Below are 18,796 nucleotides of genomic sequence, written 5' to 3'. Positions count from 1 at the left end.
ATAAGCCAGATGCGACAGATTAAAACCTGGCGCGTGTTTAGCTGAACTGGAATCCAGGCGGCAAGAGTGGGGATAGATCCATACCCACTCAACTAAGAAAACTACACAAATTCACCTAATTTGACGCTGAACCCTTAAAGTAAGCCATACAATACGGCCATGACAGGCCATACATTCCGGCCAAATCAGGCCACCTGTGGATAAGTGTAAGAAGGCCCGTAGTTTGGCTGAGTGACAGATTTCCCCTGACTCTCAGCAGCGACTATGGCTAACCAACGCTTACCCATGTATCAGATCCGACGCATTCTTCAACTTCGTCAGCAAGGCTACAGCAAACGGGCTATTGCGGCCACATTAGCCTTAGCTCGATCTACTGTGGATCAGTATCTGGCCACTATCGAAGGCCATTTTGCCACACTGGACCAAGCCCTCAGCTGGCAGGACGACCAGCTCCATCGTTTATTGGCTCAGCCACTGGTCCCCAAAGTGGATCGTATCGGCGATCTCTACGAACGTTTTACCAGCTTCGACGCTCAGCTCAGCAAGCCGGGGGGTACCCGGTTCCTTCTTTGGTCTCTTTACAAGCAGCACAACCCCGACGGGCTTCAGTACACGCAGTTTTGTCTACGCTATAAGCAGTGGTTACAAACGCAACGGACAGTTATGCATATCGAGCATAAAGCCGGAGACAAACTGTTCGTCGACTTTGCCGGAAAGCGCTTGACCGTAATGGATGCTACGACTAATCAGCCCGTTATCTATGAGTTCTTTGTGGCCATATTGGGATGTAGTCAACTGACCTATGCGGTGGCCATGAACAGTCAGCGTAAGGAAGACTTTCTGACAGGACTCAGTAACGCACGGGCCTTTTTAGGGGGCGTACCGGCCGCCATTGTTCCTGATAATCTGAAAGCTGCCGTACAAACGGCCAATCGCTACGAGCCTGATCTGAACCAGACTATCCAGGACTTTGCGGCCCATTATGGCACGTGCATTTATCCGGCCCGCAGCCGTAAGCCGCGCGATAAGGCGCTGGTAGAAGGGGCGGTTAATATCCTCTATCAACGGGTGTACACGGCTCTTCAGGATAAACCGTTTCACAGTTTGCAGGCGCTTAACCAACAGATTATGCAACTGGTTGAAGCCCACAATCAGCTCCTATTTCAGGGCAAAACGTATAGCCGCCGACAACGTTTCGAGACACTGGAGGCTACTCAGCTACGATCACTACCAGCCGATGGGTATGAACTTAAAGAGTATCGACTGGCGAAAGTTCAACTCAATTGCCATGTGCTGCTTCAACCCGACAAGCATTATTACAGTGTGCCACACCGGTTTGTTGGTCAGCAGGTTAAGCTGGTATACACCCGGCAAACCGTTGAGCTATACCACCAGCACGAACGCATAGCGTTTCACTCCCGATGCCCGCTGACTCACGGGTATTCAACACGGCCCGAGCATTTACCCCCACAACAGCAGTGGGTAAACCAGTGGTCACCCGACTTTTTCCGGCAGCAAGCCCTTGAGGCCGGCCCCTGGCTGACCAAGGCCATTGAGCAGGTATTGAAACGCCTGGAGGCCCCTCTCAACGCCTATCCGCAACAGGTCTACCGCTCCTGCGCCGGTATTCTTTCACTGGTGAAAAAAGTGGAACCTGGTCGCCTGGAAAAAGCCTGCGAGCGAGCACTGCACTATGGGAGTGTATCCTACAAAATCATCCGTGGCATCCTGGATAGTGAACTCGACCGGCTCCCCCTGCCACCCCTGCCACAGGTAACCACAATGTCTATACCTGCTCACGAGAACATCCGGGGAGCCGTTGCATACCAATAAAATAACCACTAAACCAACTAAAAAAAGGTGAATAATCAGGCAACATTAGATCGTTTGAAGGGATTGAAACTCTGCGGGATGGCAACCCTTTGGCAAACACTGCTCCAGTTACCGGCCCATCAGTGGCCCCCGCAGGAACAATTACTGGACCGGTTACTGGATGCAGAATGGGAATATCGCCACCATCGGCGTACCCAGTTAGCCGTTCAGCAGGCCCGCTTCCGGTATCAGGCCTCACTCGAAGAAATCCGCTATAGTCCGGAACGTCAACTCGACAAGAGCCTGATTATAAGGCTGGCAGACCTATCGTTTATTCAACGAGGGGAAAATCTGCTGCTCACGGGTGCAACCGGCTGTGGCAAAAGCTATATAGCGACTGCTTTCGGGTATCAGGCTTGCCTGAAAGGGTTCAGAGTCGGTTATTTTGCTTTGCCAAAACTGATTCAAACTCTCCATCTTGCACGAGCCGATGGTTCTTTTGTCAAAGAACTGGCCCGTCTGGAGCGATTGCATGTGCTGATCCTGGATGACTGGGGGCTGGCACCACTGGACATGGATGCCAAGCTGGCCCTGTTACAGATTATGGAAGACCGCTATGGTCGTCACTCAACAATCATAACCTCCCAGCTACCTGTTGCTCAATGGTATGATTATCTGGCAGAACCAACGATTGCAGATGCCTTCCTGGACCGGTTATTACATCAGGCTCACCGTATTGAGTTGAAAGGACAGTCTCAACGAAAATAGGGAAAAGGGGAAGAAAAATCAGTATAGCGCTTACCTTTATATCCTTCTTCTTACACTTATCCACAGTGGCCTGATTTGCCGGAATACGTGGTCTTCGATTGCCGGAATATATAACTGATTCCAGATGGACACCACCTAGCTTAGCCTTCAAAAACGCTTTAACGGCTTCTCCCCGATGAATTGTCGCCCCATCCCAAATGACAAGTAGGTCGCGTTTGGGATACCAGCGACAAAGCTTGGTTAAAAACCAGACGATGTCCTCACCCGTGAAAGCCTGATCCTGACCCGCTACATACAACCGGCCATTAGGAGCGACAGCGGCAATCAGACTTAGATGAGCTCGACCGGCATGCTCCAAAATAACCGGCGTTTGGCCCCGAGGTGCCCAGCTGTGAGCCAGCAGGGGCAACAAATAACAAGCCGACTCATCCACGTACAAAATCACCCGTCCCTGGGTTTGGGCTTTTTTAAAGGGCGGGCAGGGTTTGCTCACGCCACTGAGCCACTGCTTGCGGGTTTTGCTGGCGCTCCTTGGCTTGGGGCTTCTGGCGGGACCAGCCTGCTTTCTTGAGTAATCGCCCTATTTGGGAGGGATCATAGCTAACCCTAAATAGCCGCTTCGGTGGTCCTATTTTTGATGACCTCGTTGACGCGGGTACGCGTCCAAATGTCACCCGCAAAGCCGTGGGCTTGTGCCCCTTTCTTTAACTCCAGTAGAAGTTGCTCGACTTGCGGTGAGGTCAATCGATAGGCAGGTCCTGTAGGCTTACGCCAAACTAGCGCATCTTGTCAATTGAGTCGATACTTTATCAAGGTTCGGCTGACCCAGCCCTGGGTTAATCCCAGGGCCTGAGCTATCTTGTTTTGTGGCCATCCTTGTTCTTTGAGTTGTGCCCATCGACGGCGCAAGAGTTCGTAGTCGGAAGGTTTGTAGCTTGCCATATCATCCAAAATAGCTTTATTTACAATCCTACTCACGCATCAATAAGTAGCGATAGCGTTAACTTCTCTTCGAAAAGGGGATCTTAGGCCGAACCTGTTGTAATAAATCGAAGACAAGCCTTGTACGCTTCTGCACACCAGCGCTATCTAAATGATAAACTGTATCAAAAAAATATTTATCATCAAATACAAAAGATTTTACATTACCGAGTATTGAGCATTTTAAAGAAGTTTGATATTGATGTGCTAATTTATCAAGTGCAATCTCATTAAGGTTGTATGCTGACTTTTGATACGCAGGAAACACAAAAAAAACCTTAGCTCCTCTTCGCTTACAGTAATCAATAAATATATTAATTTTCTCTATACCATTCGAGTAATTTGTATCGGAAAATACAAAACCTCCACTTACAAATGCTGGTTTAGGCTTGCCAAAATGGCTAACCAAATCCCCTTGACCAGTAAAAGCTTCGCGATAATAAATGGGATCTTTTTGCCTGTTTATAAGCTTATAATAAGAACTACTAATAGACCGCTGAAGATTGAAGACAATTAACTGCGCCTTGTCTATCCATGAGAGGTTCAACAATGACTGTGCATTTTGATTAATGTCTATTATCTGTGCTAAAAGTTTTTTGTCGGGCTTGTCCAAAAAATGTTCGATCGACAAGATGACTATATCTTTTGGGCGAATTTTTGATTTAACTTCGTTTAGTGGAAAATCCAAACCTAGCCCTCCATGTAAACCCATATTTATTACAGAATAGCCTGTTTTTTCACTCAAAAATTTGCTATTTAAGCCAAGAGCTAAGTTTGATCCACCAACAAATATAATTCTAGGATAATTAATACTATCTAATAATTGCTCTTTATCTAAAGAAGCAGCTAGATAGCTCGATTCATTTCGAGAATATGATGATAGAATACTAGTGACTACATAAATTGATAAAGCACAAAATATTGCTACAAAAAATATCTTGCGCAATAAATATATTAATTGTCTCATCAGAATTGAAAGTAAATAAATTGTTCTTGGATGTCAAAAACACCAAACATTAAAATCAACAGGATAAGAGATGAGTATACGCACACTCGCGTTATTACGTTTTGTCGGCTAACGTAGCTTCGGATATAGTTCTCACCTTGTAAATACTCTACAGCGAACAAAATAAATAGCATTAAGAAGTTAACTATATAGTCATACGTTGTCGACCCTAGGAATCCTGGTTTTAATTGGTTGACACTACTTACTAAGTTAGAAAATAAGTGCGAGATTATATACAAAGCATCTTGAACGTTTTTAGCACGAAAAAAAATCCATGCAAAAGATATTAATGAAAACGTACTGACTAGTTCTAATGTAGAAATAAGCAGTGATTTATCATTTAGTTTCATTAAACTATATACTTTTCTCCTGTAGTTTTTAGTTATACTCTCCGTTATTAGATATATACCGTTTAAACTGCCCCATATAATGTAAGTCCAATTTGCACCGTGCCACAATCCGCTGATAAAAAATGTCACAAATAAATTAAAATACCAACGCGAACGAGTTACTCTATTTCCACCTAAAGGTATATACAGATAATCGCGAAACCAGGTAGATAATGATATGTGCCATCTTTTCCAAAACTCCGAGATTGATCTGGAGAAATATGGCCTATCGAAGTTTTTCATCAATCTGAATCCTATTGCTCGAGCAGTTCCGAGTGCAATATCGGAATACCCAGAAAAATCACAGTATATTTGAAATGCAAACAAAATAGTGGCAAATATCAATGAAAACCCTTCAAATTGAGTAGGATGTCCATAAACATTATTAACAATTATAGAGAGCCGGTCGGCAACCACTACTTTTTTAAATAGCCCCCAAGCGATCAATTTTAATCCTTCAGAAATATTTACAGCTTTAAAATAATGTTTCTCATAGAATTGATGAATTACATTCTGAGGTCTTTCTATTGGGCCAGCTACCAATTGCGGGTAGAACATTACGTAAAGCGCATAAATACCAAAATGTTTTTCTGCTTTTTGATTACCTCTATACACTTCAATTGTATAACTCATTGCCTGAAAAGTATGAAAAGACAAGCCAATCGGCAACAATATCGTAAGAAATGGAAAAGGTGTATGTTGGCCAATATTTGTCAATAAGCTATCTAAGTTATAATTTATAAAATTAAAATATTTAAATACAGCTAATACTAAAATGTTAGCAAATAAACTGGAAATTAGAAAAAACCTTCTAATTTCACCTTGTGAGCGTTCTATGTATATACCAGCAAAATAATCAATTATAATAGTGAACCCTAATATAGCTATATATATTGGCACAAAAGCCATATAAAAATAACAGCTTCCTATCAGTAGTAATATCCATCTATACTTATGCGGTATAAGATAGTATCCACTAGTAATAACAATAAAAAATAAAGCAAATTGTAAAGAATTAAAAAGCATTTCTAATACGATTTTGCGAAGTAGTCAAAAATAGCAAATTTATTAATATGTATGTGATCTTTAAACTTCTAGACTTTGTTTTCATAAAACTCTAGAATTTATTTACAGATTTGCTTAATTTCTGCTTCAATAGCTTGTAAAAAAATTTTGGAAAATCAAAAAGGACACAGAGTCGTGACATCTTCGTATTGATCAAACTGCAAAGATATTGCTAAATAGTGGAAACCACTGCCCGACTCTCCGTAGACTGCAATTTCGCCTTTCTTCGACCTCGAACGCAAGAGTAAACACGATTTACGCCAAATAATAAATATAATCTTATAGTTGCTACGAACTGGTGCCCAATTTGGACGGGATCGCTGAAAAGTGGCCCGACTGGCAAGTAATTTACTACTATTATGAGTAATAGAAGCAGAATGGTAACTTTGAGCGGATCAATTTGGCACTGAATCAACTGATCGTAAACGAGTCGGTAGAAAAGTGTGTCCTTCCATTATGAATTTTATTTAACAGAGCGTTATACTAACTCATATGATCTGTTAGTATTGGGTACATACACCTATAAGCGAGTCAACGGCCGCAAGCGGTAATTTGTCCTCGATACACAAGGCCGACTTTGGATAGTGGCTGTTCATGTAACTAATCAAACCAATGGCCTTGCTGTTTTTCTCTTGATCAGGGCTATGCTTTATGAGTGGGTGAACGGCTAGGAAAATATGGAGATCAATTTTATAATGACGTTTTTGCCAAAGCGTTTAAGCACTCATTACGAAAACTCCCACTGAATTAATTGCCAGTAGCTTAGCTAAGCCGTGAGGAATTTAATGCTAATCAGCCCGGAGAACCAGTTTTGCAGAACGCTTATGTAAGCTATATTTCTCAATTACAAATGCTCTAATCCGAGAAATGAATCTTGATTCATCAAAACTTTCGGCATGTCGTCGTATAAAATTTGAATCGAACCGGTGTTCCATTTCTTCGAATTTCTGAACAGCGTCAATTATACTTCCCTTAGTTTGTTGGTTGAAATAGATAGCCGTTGCCTCAGCGGGGTTGTCTTTAACAGGGATTTGAGTTGACAATACGCCACCTATGCCATAGGCAATTACAGGCCGACCAGATGCGTTTGCTTCCAAGGGCGTAATCCCGTAATCTTCATGTTGCGGAAAGAGAAACGCTTTACAATTTGCGTATAAGTCGGCGAGCTCTTCGGCTGATAAGCCATTATAAAATGTAACGTTTGGTCCCGCAATCGCTTTTATCTCGTCCGCCTGTAATCCTTTACCTACTACGACTAGGGGATACTTTAATTCATTGAAGGCTTCGATAACCAGATCCACCTTCTTGTAGGATTCCAGACGGGATACAATGAGATAATACTCTTTCTTTTTAGGGGATATATAGAAATTATTAGCCTTAACCGGAGGGTTAATCAAATGGATTGAATTTTTGATTTGATACGAATCTCGCAACCTATCAGCCGTTTCCTCAGTCATTGCAACGTAATAATCAGGGCGCTGGGCCGCTTTGAAATCAACACCCCTTAAAATACTTAATACCTTATCAAAAATGGCTCGTTTCAACCCTTTCGACTGAGCATACTGCGCGTAAGACATAGGGTCCCAGGCCAATCGAAATGGAGTGAAACTGTAACTGATTACCAATGCTTTATCGGAGACTTCTACATATTTAGCGCAGTGCGTACCCGACATCAATACAACATTGAAGTCTGTAACGTCCTGCGCTTTCATAGCCATTACGCCCAGCGGGAAGAAAAGCCGTTTCATTGTATTATCCGTTTTAGCTATATACTGCAGCCAAGAGGGACGAACGTCGCAGCTTTGGAAATCGGGGAAAGTAAGGTGGGGCTGATAACACAGTGTGTAAATCGGAGCGTCTGGAAAAGCGAGGTGGAAGCATCTGGCTACCTGTTCTCCGCCCGCCTGACACATTAAACCATCCTGAACTAATGCTATTTTCATTCTCTACCCTATAATATTCGCAAAAGTAATAAATCTATCTAGTGATGATTACTTTCCAGGTGAGCCTTTATAATAACTTGTTAGAATGAGCTCAGGCAAGTCGCTACTAGTTATCACTTTAAACCGAAATTGTCGTAAGTATAACTAGTACGTATATTGTGAGATAAATACCTGTATTTCAATACATTAACATTTAATAATTTAAACACGCAAGTGAGTCAGTTTGCATGTCACGTATGTGTTTTACCCTCTTAATTCCCTAAATAACGTATAGCTGGTTATTCATAACATATAATTTGCCTTTTACGTTAAAGAACTTTACAATATCTAAAAATGGCCTACACTACCACTTATGCCAGTAAATGTTAAAGATCCTCAGTTTGGAGCTCGTGGTGATGGATCCGTTGATGACTCTGCTGCAATCCAAAGAGCAATAGATTTTGCTAGTACGCTAAGCGCTAATCCGTCTGCCAGATACTTAGCTACTATCTACTTTCCAGCAGGTTATTATTTAATTTCTAATCCTATAAATCTAACCGGGAAAAACGGAATATGGTTAGTGGGAGATGGAGGCTCTTACTTTAATTCTATCGTAATAGGAAATACAGGAAGTCGACCTATATTTGATTTCAGCGGATCATCGAATTCTGGCTGCGAAAATTTCACCTTTATACCATCAAACAGCCCTACTCCTTCTACCCTCGGCGTACAGTTTGCCTTGACTAATGCAGGTGGGTTAAATTGTGGAATTCGGAAATGCTATATACAAATGCCTGATTCGCCTTCGGCTAACAGCGGCTTTGGGTCAATAAGCTTGCTTAACATTCGAAGTGAAGAATTCTTTATTCATGAATGCCGATTAATTGCCAACACCCCGCTTATTCTTAGCAATAACCTCAGTCTTAGTGCAACAGGCAATAATTACACGGCTTCCAGCAATTTTCAAACGCTCACGCCCGGCGCAGGCTCCATGGGTGTGGTCAGTATAAATGGTACATCATTACAAGGGTTAGAAAGGCGGCAACCTGCCATGGTGCTGATTGGCACGAACAGCGTAAACTTCCAGGGCTACCTCGGACGTATCGTAGCCAATACGGGGAACAATGAAACCGCCATCCAGTGCATAAGCTTTACAACAAACCTGAAAATACATGCAACTGTTGAGTCGTATTCCAGGTTGCTTCAGGCACGCGACACAGGTTTTGGCAGCAGTGAAATCGACATCGTAACGGCCAACGCAACGGCACCTACCACGGAATTGATCGATGTGACGGGTTCCATAGTCGCTGGTCTTAAAGCGCGCGTTTCGTTACCGCTGCCCGCCGAGCGCTCAAACCGTTACGTTCTCTACCACGCACCTATCGGAGGAGGCAACCAACCAGCAGGCGGTACTATATCGAACAGTGAAATTACATGCTTCGATATTGCCAGCAATCAGTTTATTACGACGGGCAATATGCTCAAACGGGCAACCAATGTTGTTTTTAACACATCCAGACCTTTCGAGAAACGTAGTGGGCGTATACGTCAGCTAGTCAATAATAACACCTCAGCGGGGTCAAACAACGCCGTAACCACGGTTACAGCCCTGCAATTTTTGCAAGCGAACCAGCAAGCCATCAACAATACAAATGGTGGTTATTATCGGGTCTGGCTGGATGGCGTCGTGAGGGCTGGTAGCTATTATTCGGGGGCTGCGGCTACTCTGTCTTTTCAGGCCCAGATTCTGGTGAACCAGCGCCTGAATGGCGCATTCGATGCGCCTTCAATCACAATTATTACGCTGGACAAGAACGTAACGAATCCATCGTATTTAGATATTAGTGGAGTCGTTGTTACCATTACGTTTGCCAATGGAGCAGGTACCGTTACTGTTACCCCACGCGTGCTAGGCACTGCTAACAACGAACCCGTGATTTACGATGGCGAAGCCGAGTTACAGAGTGACTTTTTAGTTAATGACCCCATACCCTTATAAATGCTGTTTGTGTTGTAGAGGAGGTCAGACAAGATACAATCAGTGCCTGCTACGTTCTTTTTATTTAAAACCCGCGCCACCGTTTATTGCCATAGACTTGTTTTGTCAGTAAACACCCGCTGATGAAGCACGTAATAAAAAAGAGACCAGATCAATCATTCGGTCTCTCTTTTTTGTACTGTTGATAACTACTTCTTGATACTGACTCGATAAATAACGCCATTGTTATCATCGCTGAACAATACAGAGCCATCCGGGTGAACAGCGATTCCCACAGGCCTTCCAAACTGCGCCTGGTTGTTGTCAACTAAGAAGCCAGCCACAAAATCCTCAGACCGGACCGGTTTACCACCTTCAAAATGCACGCGAATTACTTTATATCCAGACGGTTGCGTGCGGTTCCAGGAACCCCGCATAGTAACGAATGCGTCGTTCCGATACTCAGCAGGGAAGCTGCTTGCAGCCGCCGAATTACCCGTATAGAATATCATTCCGAGCGGGGCGGCATGTGCTTCGTACAGAAGAGAAGGCAGGGTTGTCTTTGACAGATATTGAGCATATGTACTGTCACCCATTGGCCGCGGATGCGGATTATATTTTCCATCAGCGTATATGTAAGGCCAGCCATAAAAAGCCCCCTCTTTAATCAGGTTAAGTTCTTCCTGCTGCTGTTCGTCGCCTAACCAGTCGATGCCGTGGTCGAAGCCGTAGAGTTCTTTTGTCTCCGGATGCCAGCCAAACCCAATCGTGTTCCGTAAACCGCTCGCATAAATTTTTCGACCTGTACCGTCCGGATTCGCTCGTAGAATTGTAGCGTTTTCAGCGTTTGGTTCGGCGCAGGCATTACAGGTACTTCCCACTGTAATATACATCAGTCCATCAGGGCCAAAAGCAATTGTACGGTTAGGGTGCTGACCGGCATCAGGCAGATTATTGATCAATTGCTGGGGCGTTCCTAAGGTACCGTCTGCATTTAAGGCAGCGGCATACACTTCTTTGACCGCTACGAGATACATTTTACCCCCGTGAATTGAAAGGCCATGAATTCCCTTAATGGTAGCAACAACCTGTTTCTGGTCCGCCTGACCATCTTTGTTTGTGTCACGCAGCAACGTAACAGTGCCCGCTTCACGGCTTGTTACATAGACGTTCCCAGATTCGCTCACGGTTAACATCCTTGGCTTTCCGAGCTGATCGGCAAACTTAGAAATGGTGAATCCCGCTGGCACTTTAAGCTGGGCGATACGTTCGTTGGTAGCCGGTACCAGAGCTGGCTCAAACACATTGCCTTGTACCTGTGCTGTTGTCGGCTGACTGTTTGTCTCCGGAATCTGTGCATTAAACACCTCGTCCTCTTTATCGCAGGCGAATAAGGTTCCTGCCAGGACTATGCCCAAGAGATGAGCTTTTCCAGATAAACGTTTCATACGCTGTCTAATTATAATTAACGTTGAATAAGCAAACGACTATTACCAATCCCGTAAAAACGCAAGCTTCTACCTGTAATAATAGCCATATACGATAACCGCAAACGGATCGGCTGGTTACTTATCCGATGGTTATACTATTCAGTGGGCTAAAAATAAAAACCCGCTGTGATCACAGCGGGTCAAACATAAAAGTCAAGCATAAGCGATAAATAAACCAATACAGTCCTGGCTGGAAACCTTTATACGCCTAATTCATAATATGCGCTTAGTTGGGTGCTATTTAATTGCGCCTATCGAAGTCAGCCAGGCTTTGCAACTCTCCGGCCAGTTAGCAAGCGAACCATGCTTTGCAGTCCGTAGTCCATACCCATGTCCGCCCTTTGGGTACAAATGCATCTCCGCCGGTACGCCGTTTTTCAAACACGCCAGATAGTACAAAATGCTGTTTTCTACCGGCACCGTTTTATCATCTTCCGAATGAACCAGAAAAGTAGGCGGAGTCTGATCACTTACCTGAAGTTCGTTGGAATAGTAAGTAACCAGTTCGGGCGATGCGTTTTTGCCCAGCAGTTTGTCACGCGAACCCGTATGTGCTTTATCGCCGAACGTAACAACCGGATACATCAGGATTGAGAAGTTCGGTTTTGCCTGTTCACTAGCCTGCGGTCCCCGATAATAATGGGTAGAAAGCGTTGCGGCTAAGTGCCCGCCCGCCGAAAAGCCAATAACCCCAATTTTATCGGCCTGTATGCCATATCGATTCGCATTCTGCCTGATCAGTTTTATGCCCTGCATGGCATCCATTAGCGGCACCTCCTGCTGATTGGTCATAATCTTCTCATTAGGCAGACGATATTTCAAGACAAAAGCGGCTATACCCAGCGTATTGAACCAGCGAGCTATGTCTTCGCCTTCGTGGCCCGACGCCAGGATTGAGTATCCTCCTCCAGGGCAAACCATGATTGCCGCACCAGTTGCCTTGTCTTTTGAAGGCAGGTAAGCCGTAATTGTGGGCACTGATACGTTGCTAATCCGCTGAATCCCGTCATTTCCGGCTTCTGACTTCTCCGGAATCTGTACGCCCGGGATAGCATTCGGAACGGCTCCATCGGGCCATAGATTTATCACTTCCTGGGATAAGGCAACTTGAGTAAGCACAGTTGAGAAAAGAAAAACAAGGAGCGAAAAGCGCATAGATAGCTTAAAGACAGAAGTTGGGTTAAAACAGAAAAAGCCGACCTTATGGTCGGCTCTACTCATATTTCTACTTCATCGTCCTCATCTGCTGACTGGGATTTGGCTCCCTCATCCAAAATATCGACAAGTTCTTTAACTCGATACACCGTTTTGTTGTAGCGGTTGCCTAACATAATAATAACGTACTCATCTTTCGGGCTAAACCAAAACATCGTGTTATACCCTTTCCACCATCCTGAGTGATAAATGTATTCGGGCTGGTTGTTTACCTGGTTTAACATCATCCGAAAGCCGTACCCATAATTCTTTGCGCCCTTACGTTCAAAACTTCTGGGGATGAACGCTTCGGCAAGCGTCTGGCGCTTCAGTAGGCAGTCGCTGTTGAGTGCACGGTACCACCGAAACAGATCCCCTGTGGTTGAGTAGATTCCTTTGTCGCCAACCACGTCGTCGTAGTAATCTTTAGGGATTCGCCGATTCCATTGATACCCCGCCGTTCGATGCAGATTAATCGAATCGTTTTTAGTAGTAGCCACGAAAGTTTGGTGCATCCCCAGTGGCTCAAAAATATGCTTTCGAATGAATGTTTCGAAACTCTGCCCAGCCGCTTTCTCAATGATGGACGCCAGCACCATGTAATTGGTATTGCTGTAACTAAAGCCACGACCAGGTACGTTGTACCGCTTTGGCGTTGGTTTAACCGTAGCGAACCAGTGCATGATGACCGCGTTGGTTGGGTACGGCTTTTCTTTTTTGTAGAAGTTTACCTTCATACTGTCATCAAACGCGTACGCATAGTTGGGCAAGCCACTACGGTGACACAGCAACTCACGTATCGTAATATCGTGATACGGGAAATCGGGATAAAACTTCTGGATAGTATCTTCGAGACTAAGTTTACCGGCTTCGATCAATTTCAACGTCGCAACCGCTGTAAACGTTTTAGAGAGGGAAGCTAGCTGAAATTTAGAATTTTCGACCAGCGAGTCCCGCTGTCCCCGTTCGAAGTGTTCTAAGCCAAAACAGTTCTTGTATAAAACAATACCCTTCTGAGCAACCAGCACATTGCCGTTAAAGCCCTGACGGACTTTCTGATGGATAATTTCTTCGATTTGTCGGGTTTTTTCGTCCGCGTTTATCTGCCTTCGCATTACCTGTTCTTCAGTAGCAGTAAGCAATTGCCCATCGGCACAAGTACGTAGAGCACGTGTGGAGCGGTTCAACTCTTTCTGCGAGTTTTGCCCGCACGATACGCTTACGCTAACCAAAACCAAAAAACTAAACCAATGCCAAAGACTATTCATCCGCACCATCCGCACTCGCTATTTCACACTTATTATACCGACCAACTTCTACAAAAGTAGTAATTCCCCCTTAGCGGCCATTTTTTTCACGTATTAAATCGAAGAAAAACCAAAAACTACAAATCGCTTTTACCGAAAACGCGTTGGCGAACGAAGAGCACTGGAAGAACTAGACCCTGTGCCTAGTAATCCGGTCTTTCGGATGCCTATGTACCCGCCAATACTGTTAGGCAGCAATCCCCCTCCATCTACGGCAAACGATCCATTCAGCATGGTTCCACCCAAAACGTTTAACGGCACAGAAGCAGTCAGCAAGCCCGAAAATTGAGTCGGTACCGTTACATACGGCGTAGGATATGTACCAGCGTTACGACTAAACGATAGCTTGGTCAGCAGTTCAATTTTATTGAATAGTAACCCGCTGGCACCAACATGAAACACGCTAACCCGATTATTTACGACACCGGTTCGAAATGGCAACGAAGTACGAGCCTCCAATGGAGCAGTAATAAATGGAGTTCCGATCGTACGGCCGTAATAAGTCCATCCGTCAATAAACTGACTGTGATTGAAGTAATCATCGCGGCCGCGTCGTTTTGGGTCATCAATCACAAATATGTCACCGCCCTGGCTACCTGTGAACAGGTATTCAACCAACAGCTGCCGCAAAAAGAAGCCCGTACCAGTTGATTGCTTCAGATTTTTAATACGCAGGCCATTAAGTCCATCAACTAAGTTTGTGGCATTGAACAGCGACCCATCATCGTAAAGAAATTGCCGGTAAGCATACAGGCTCCAGTTCGGTAAATCTACGCTGGCCGCTACGTCAACTGATCCCAAATGGTTACCGATCCGGTTATCCTCAAACGACGTAACGTTCCGATCATTCGGATCAAACAGTCCTCGGGTGCCTAAAACCACAGCAGGAAAGTAACGAATGCTGGAAGGTAGGTTGCCGTTTACGGCTACGATCGGACTCAAATATTCTGAATAGCCAGCCCAAATGACTTCATGGTTGAACCCGGCATACAAATGGACAGGCCACGAAGGTTTACCCAGTCGCCCATAGAGATAAGCCTGATGCAGGTAAGAACCCGTAACCAAGCGGTCAGTATTTTCAAACCAGCCATGAGCGATTGCGCCCATGACAGAAACGACTCCTTTCGTAAACGGAATAGCGGTATACGTAGGTAAGCCTATTTGCACTTTCGGGATCGGTAGGGCATTACCAGACCAGGCATAAGCCCCAGTCGTCAGCAGAGTATCAACTAAACCAACTATTTCACGTCTACGGCCAACGTACAGCTCTAAAGCGCCTAGTCGACCCTTTACGTATCCTTCGGTTAAGAGAGCCTGCGTCCTTGTGCCGGCGTTAACAACACCATCGAATCCATAGCCCCAATCTAATAGACGTTTGCGCCTTGTGCTGTCAACCGCTCGATAATCTGAATGTAAGCGCGCGTTTAGTTGAACAAACGGACCACGTAGCGGAACTGTACCATACTGATTCGCCCGTAGCCAAAACGGGGTTTGATCCGTAGATGCTAACCCTCCTGCTTCCAGCCGATATTCAGTTACGCGTTGGGAATAAGATACCAGAGTAGTTAAACAGGCAATAACGCATAGAGAAAATCGACAATTGACTAGCATAGAAAGAGCAGGGAGAATTCCTCACTAAAGTGAGTGCAATTTGGTACGTTAACCGAGTTTATCAAATAAAGGCGTTATCACTCTATATCTATACGTACAGGGCTGGTATGAAGAAGATACGTTTGGCTATGAGACTGATACTGTATACTATAAAGCCGTAAAGCGGCTTTGTTACTTGCCGCGCCCTTGTGCCATGACCCGGAGTGTTTGGGCAATAATCCACATATCGAATAAGAATGAGCGCCGTTCGGGGTAAAGCAGATCATAACGCAACCGCTGCACCATTTCATCAATGCTAGCCGCGTACCCAAACTTAATTTGGCCGATCGAAGTAATGCCTGGCTTTACTTTCAATAAAGACCGATACTCAGGCGCGACTTCAACAATCTGATCGATGAAGAACTGTCGTTCGGGCCTCGGACCAACCACCGACATGTCGCCTTTTAGCACGTTAAAGAACTGAGGAATTTCGTCCAGGCGGGTCTGCCGCATAAACCGTCCCCAAGGTGTAATACGACTGTCTAACAAACCGGCGGAGAGAACAGGCCCCGACTTCTCAGCATCGACGTACATGCTGCGAAATTTATAGATATGAAATGGCTTACCATGTCTGCCTACACGTTCCTGTGCATAAAATATAGGTCCTCTGGAGGTTACCAACGTAATGATAGCCAGTAGTAAAAACACCGGCATTCCCACAATCAGAACGCTTAAGGAGAAGATTACGTCAAACGCACGTTTCAGGGTGTTTACCCGAAAATCGGCCAGCATCTGTGAAGACAGATTTAGCACCGGCAAAAAATCGTGGTACTCTATTGATGCTCCTTTTGTTAAAAAGCCTCTGAAATCAACCAGCAACTTTACCTGATAATCAACATTTTCTGCCTGATCGACAATGTTCTTCAACCGGGTGCTATCAATATAAGGCATACAGCAGTAGACGCAATCAATCCCTGCAGTTTTGATGTAACTTAACAACTCATCGTAACTGCCTTTAAGTAAGTTGGCATTGGAGACGTTAGGTTCATCGAAGTACCCATAAAACCGAAAGCCCATTTCGGGGTGTGTCTCGTAGAAACTTTGGATTGTAGCGGCTAGCTTTCCGTAGCCTACGATCACATATTTTCGGTTGTTGTAGCCGCGAGCGCGGTATTCCCGTAAGAATAGTAAGCTGCCTATTCGAAAAGCAGTGCCCAAACTTGTAAATAATACGTAACTTATCAGTAAGTGTTCGCGAGAGTAGTAATAGCCTTTTACCGCAACCCAAAAAACAGATATAACAGCTACGTGGATTACTAAAAGAATCAAAAGTTTTTTGATCAAATGGTCAACTTTGAAGAGTTGACGAGGGTAGATATATGGTTTTAGTACTAAAATTTCTATTAACCATATAAAATTAAATAGCCACCACAAAGAAGCATATGGCGATTTAGAAACATCATCTAAAGTGCCAAATTTAATCCAGTAAGCTCCCACAAACGCTGCATTCAGACTTAGAAAATCAACGAATATGTGAAGCGGAAAAAATAATATCGAATAACGATGCCTCATGTTTGTGACTTTACTCGCCAAGCCGGATAGCGCAATACCAAGCTTAGTACGCTAAAGTAGCGTATTCGGTTGATGTGTTGGCGTGAATATTATTGTACGGCTTACCGGACGTAGTCATGCGCTACAACTGCATTTGGTAGCTGAGAAATTTTATAATCAATCACTTAGAGTGGCAAAGCTAATCAACCTTAGTGGATTTCCACGTTTTACGGATGCTAAAATACGCTCCCACGCCCTGTTTGTAAAGCGTCCCAGCGTCGGCAGCAACCCTGGCGGATAACTCAAGTCCCCCTAACAACTGAAGCGGAACCATAACCCCTAAATAGCCCGAAAACTGATTACGCGTCGATGAATAGGGCACATCATACGTCCCTAGATTCTGGCTAAATGATAATTTAGCCTGGTAAGCGATGGGGCTGTCAAGGAGCGAGATCAATATCGGTAAATTACCCGCAATGCCAATATGAAGCACGCGTACACGGTTGTTAAGGGTAAATGTTCCAGATGGATATTCGTTATTAGGACCAAGCGCAGGTGGAACAAATGGTGTGCCAATTGTATGCTGTCGATACGCCCATCCATCTCTATACTGCTGATGGTTAAAATAGTTATCTTTTCCCCGACGCTTAGGGTCGTCAATTATAAATTCGGGCCCTCCCTGACTCGTAGTATTCAGAAATTCAACGAGTATATCTCTGATTATTGCCTTCGGATTATTCCGGCGTATTCGTATTCCATTTAATCCGTCTGCTATATTAATTAAGGAAAATAAAGAGCCGTCTTCGTATATATTTTGTCGGTAAATAAATATCGTATGCCTGACCAAATCAATTTCAGCTCCGACATCAATACTGCCTAAATGATTACCTACCCGGTTCGTGATTTCAAAATTTGTATATACACTCGAATCAGCCCGGCTGAACCGATCACCGATCACAACGTAATAGTAATCCAACAGGCTCGACGGTAACCTACCATCGTCCGGCACCAAACCTGTACCCTTTAGTTTATCGGTACGTCCACCCCAGATCACCTGGTGATTAAAGCCACCGTATACGCGTAAAACATCTTTCTCGCGCCCTAATCGAAAGTATAGCGATTTTTGGTGGAGCATTGTATTGCGAATGAACCCATTCGCACTTAGAAACCCATGTGCGTACGTGCCCTGAATCGCCACCCAGCCCTTTGTGAAGCCAATGGGCGTGAACGTTGGTATCGACACTTGAATTTTAGGTATTGGCATGGCATTACCCGACCAGGCATACGAACCAGATGACAAGGTTGAGTCAGCCAGACCAAACCGTTCGCGTCGACGTCCTGCATACACTTCGAAAATACCATACCGTGATTTTACGTAAGCTTCGGGCAAGAGAACCGCTTTTTCGTACGAAAGTGGATTAGCCGCAAAGTTCGCGACTACGTTTATGCCATAGCCTATATCAAACTTACGACGAGACTGTAGTCTGGTAGCCGTGTACGTTGTATCGTAGTCACTGGAAATGCCGACCCGAATGGTTGATGCTGGCGACTGATAGGATACGATGCCGTATTGATTTGCTCTCAACCAGAATGGAGTAGCCACCGAAGACGATACATAACCACCGAGTTCGACAGAATACTGGTCAGGCTGCCGGATCGGCTGGGCGACGCTGGCTTGAAGCAGAAACGTACTGGCTATGAGCGCTAAAAGCCACCTTCGTTGGTATAGATGCATTCGGCTAT

Annotated in this window: 15 protein-coding genes and 2 pseudogenes; 4 read left to right on the top strand and 13 right to left on the bottom strand. The window is 44.6% G+C overall.

The features are described from left to right. The first annotated feature begins 264 nt into the window (after positions 1–264). Complete coding sequence (gene istA / locus ACYVBJ_RS11670) at positions 265–1,833, top strand: IS21 family transposase (RefSeq protein ID WP_460982477.1); 1,569 nt, start codon at positions 265–267, stop codon at positions 1,831–1,833. Positions 1,834–1,860: 27 nt separating this feature from the next. After that, a complete protein-coding gene (istB, locus tag ACYVBJ_RS11665; RefSeq protein ID WP_460982476.1) occupies positions 1,861–2,580 on the top strand; it encodes an IS21-like element helper ATPase IstB in 720 nt (239 codons plus the stop codon). A gap of 181 nt (positions 2,581–2,761) precedes the next feature. Here the strand turns inward: istB and ACYVBJ_RS11660 are convergent. The 7 genes and pseudogenes from ACYVBJ_RS11660 to ACYVBJ_RS11630 all read right to left on the bottom strand — a co-directional run. Next, positions 2,762–3,013, bottom strand: a pseudogene (locus ACYVBJ_RS11660) (transposase); the annotation flags it as partial. A gap of 34 nt (positions 3,014–3,047) precedes the next feature. Then, a complete protein-coding gene (locus ACYVBJ_RS11655) occupies positions 3,048–3,164 on the bottom strand; it encodes a winged helix-turn-helix domain-containing protein (RefSeq protein ID WP_460982734.1) in 117 nt (38 codons plus the stop codon). 22 nt (positions 3,165–3,186) lie between these two features. Then, complete coding sequence (locus tag ACYVBJ_RS11650; protein ID WP_460982740.1) at positions 3,187–3,324, bottom strand: hypothetical protein; 138 nt, start codon at positions 3,322–3,324, stop codon at positions 3,187–3,189. Between the two features lie 45 nt (positions 3,325–3,369). Beyond that, positions 3,370–3,522, bottom strand: a complete 153-nt coding sequence (locus tag ACYVBJ_RS11645) for a helix-turn-helix domain-containing protein (RefSeq protein WP_460982475.1) — start codon at positions 3,520–3,522, stop codon at positions 3,370–3,372. 58 nt (positions 3,523–3,580) lie between these two features. Then, entirely contained in the window at positions 3,581–4,528 is a 948-nt protein-coding gene (locus ACYVBJ_RS11640) for a hypothetical protein (RefSeq protein ID WP_460982474.1), read from the bottom strand. Beyond that, entirely contained in the window at positions 4,528–5,982 is a 1,455-nt protein-coding gene (locus ACYVBJ_RS11635; protein ID WP_460982473.1) for an MBOAT family O-acyltransferase, read from the bottom strand. The genes ACYVBJ_RS11640 and ACYVBJ_RS11635 overlap by 1 nt, the downstream gene beginning before the upstream one ends. Positions 5,983–6,809: 827 nt before the next feature. Next, a complete protein-coding gene (locus tag ACYVBJ_RS11630; RefSeq protein ID WP_460982472.1) occupies positions 6,810–7,769 on the bottom strand; it encodes a glycosyltransferase in 960 nt (319 codons plus the stop codon). A 547-nt stretch (positions 7,770–8,316) separates the two neighbouring features. Between ACYVBJ_RS11630 and ACYVBJ_RS11625 the strand changes: the two are divergent. After that, a pseudogene (locus ACYVBJ_RS11625) lies at positions 8,317–8,580 on the top strand (glycosyl hydrolase family 28-related protein); the annotation flags it as partial. A gap of 153 nt (positions 8,581–8,733) precedes the next feature. Then, positions 8,734–9,942: a glycosyl hydrolase family 28-related protein gene (locus ACYVBJ_RS11620; protein WP_460982739.1), complete on the top strand. Its 1,209-nt coding sequence runs from the start codon at positions 8,734–8,736 to the stop codon at positions 9,940–9,942. A gap of 188 nt (positions 9,943–10,130) precedes the next feature. On the opposite strand, the gene ACYVBJ_RS11615 is transcribed toward ACYVBJ_RS11620, so the two are convergent. The 6 genes from ACYVBJ_RS11615 to ACYVBJ_RS11590 form a co-directional block, all read right to left on the bottom strand. Then, positions 10,131–11,369 carry a PQQ-dependent sugar dehydrogenase gene (locus tag ACYVBJ_RS11615; protein WP_460982471.1) on the bottom strand — a complete coding sequence of 413 codons (1,239 nt, stop codon included), beginning with the start codon at positions 11,367–11,369 and terminating at the stop codon, positions 10,131–10,133. Between the two features lie 279 nt (positions 11,370–11,648). After that, on the bottom strand, positions 11,649–12,566 hold the full coding sequence (locus tag ACYVBJ_RS11610; RefSeq protein ID WP_460982470.1) for an alpha/beta hydrolase: 918 nt from the start codon (positions 12,564–12,566) through the stop codon (positions 11,649–11,651). Positions 12,567–12,628: 62 nt separating this feature from the next. Next, positions 12,629–13,882, bottom strand: a complete 1,254-nt coding sequence (locus ACYVBJ_RS11605) for a serine hydrolase domain-containing protein (RefSeq protein ID WP_460982469.1) — start codon at positions 13,880–13,882, stop codon at positions 12,629–12,631. Between the two features lie 120 nt (positions 13,883–14,002). After that, a complete protein-coding gene (locus ACYVBJ_RS11600; RefSeq protein WP_460982468.1) occupies positions 14,003–15,523 on the bottom strand; it encodes a capsule assembly Wzi family protein in 1,521 nt (506 codons plus the stop codon). 171 nt (positions 15,524–15,694) lie between these two features. After that, a complete protein-coding gene (locus ACYVBJ_RS11595; RefSeq protein WP_460982467.1) occupies positions 15,695–17,074 on the bottom strand; it encodes a sugar transferase in 1,380 nt (459 codons plus the stop codon). 178 nt (positions 17,075–17,252) lie between these two features. Further along, positions 17,253–18,788: a capsule assembly Wzi family protein gene (locus tag ACYVBJ_RS11590; protein WP_460982466.1), complete on the bottom strand. Its 1,536-nt coding sequence runs from the start codon at positions 18,786–18,788 to the stop codon at positions 17,253–17,255. Positions 18,789–18,796 lie beyond the last annotated feature (8 nt).

The organism is Spirosoma fluminis (assembly GCF_054778895.1).
The sequence above is the reverse complement of the archived record's forward strand: the minus strand, read 5'-3'. Positions and strand labels throughout refer to the sequence as shown.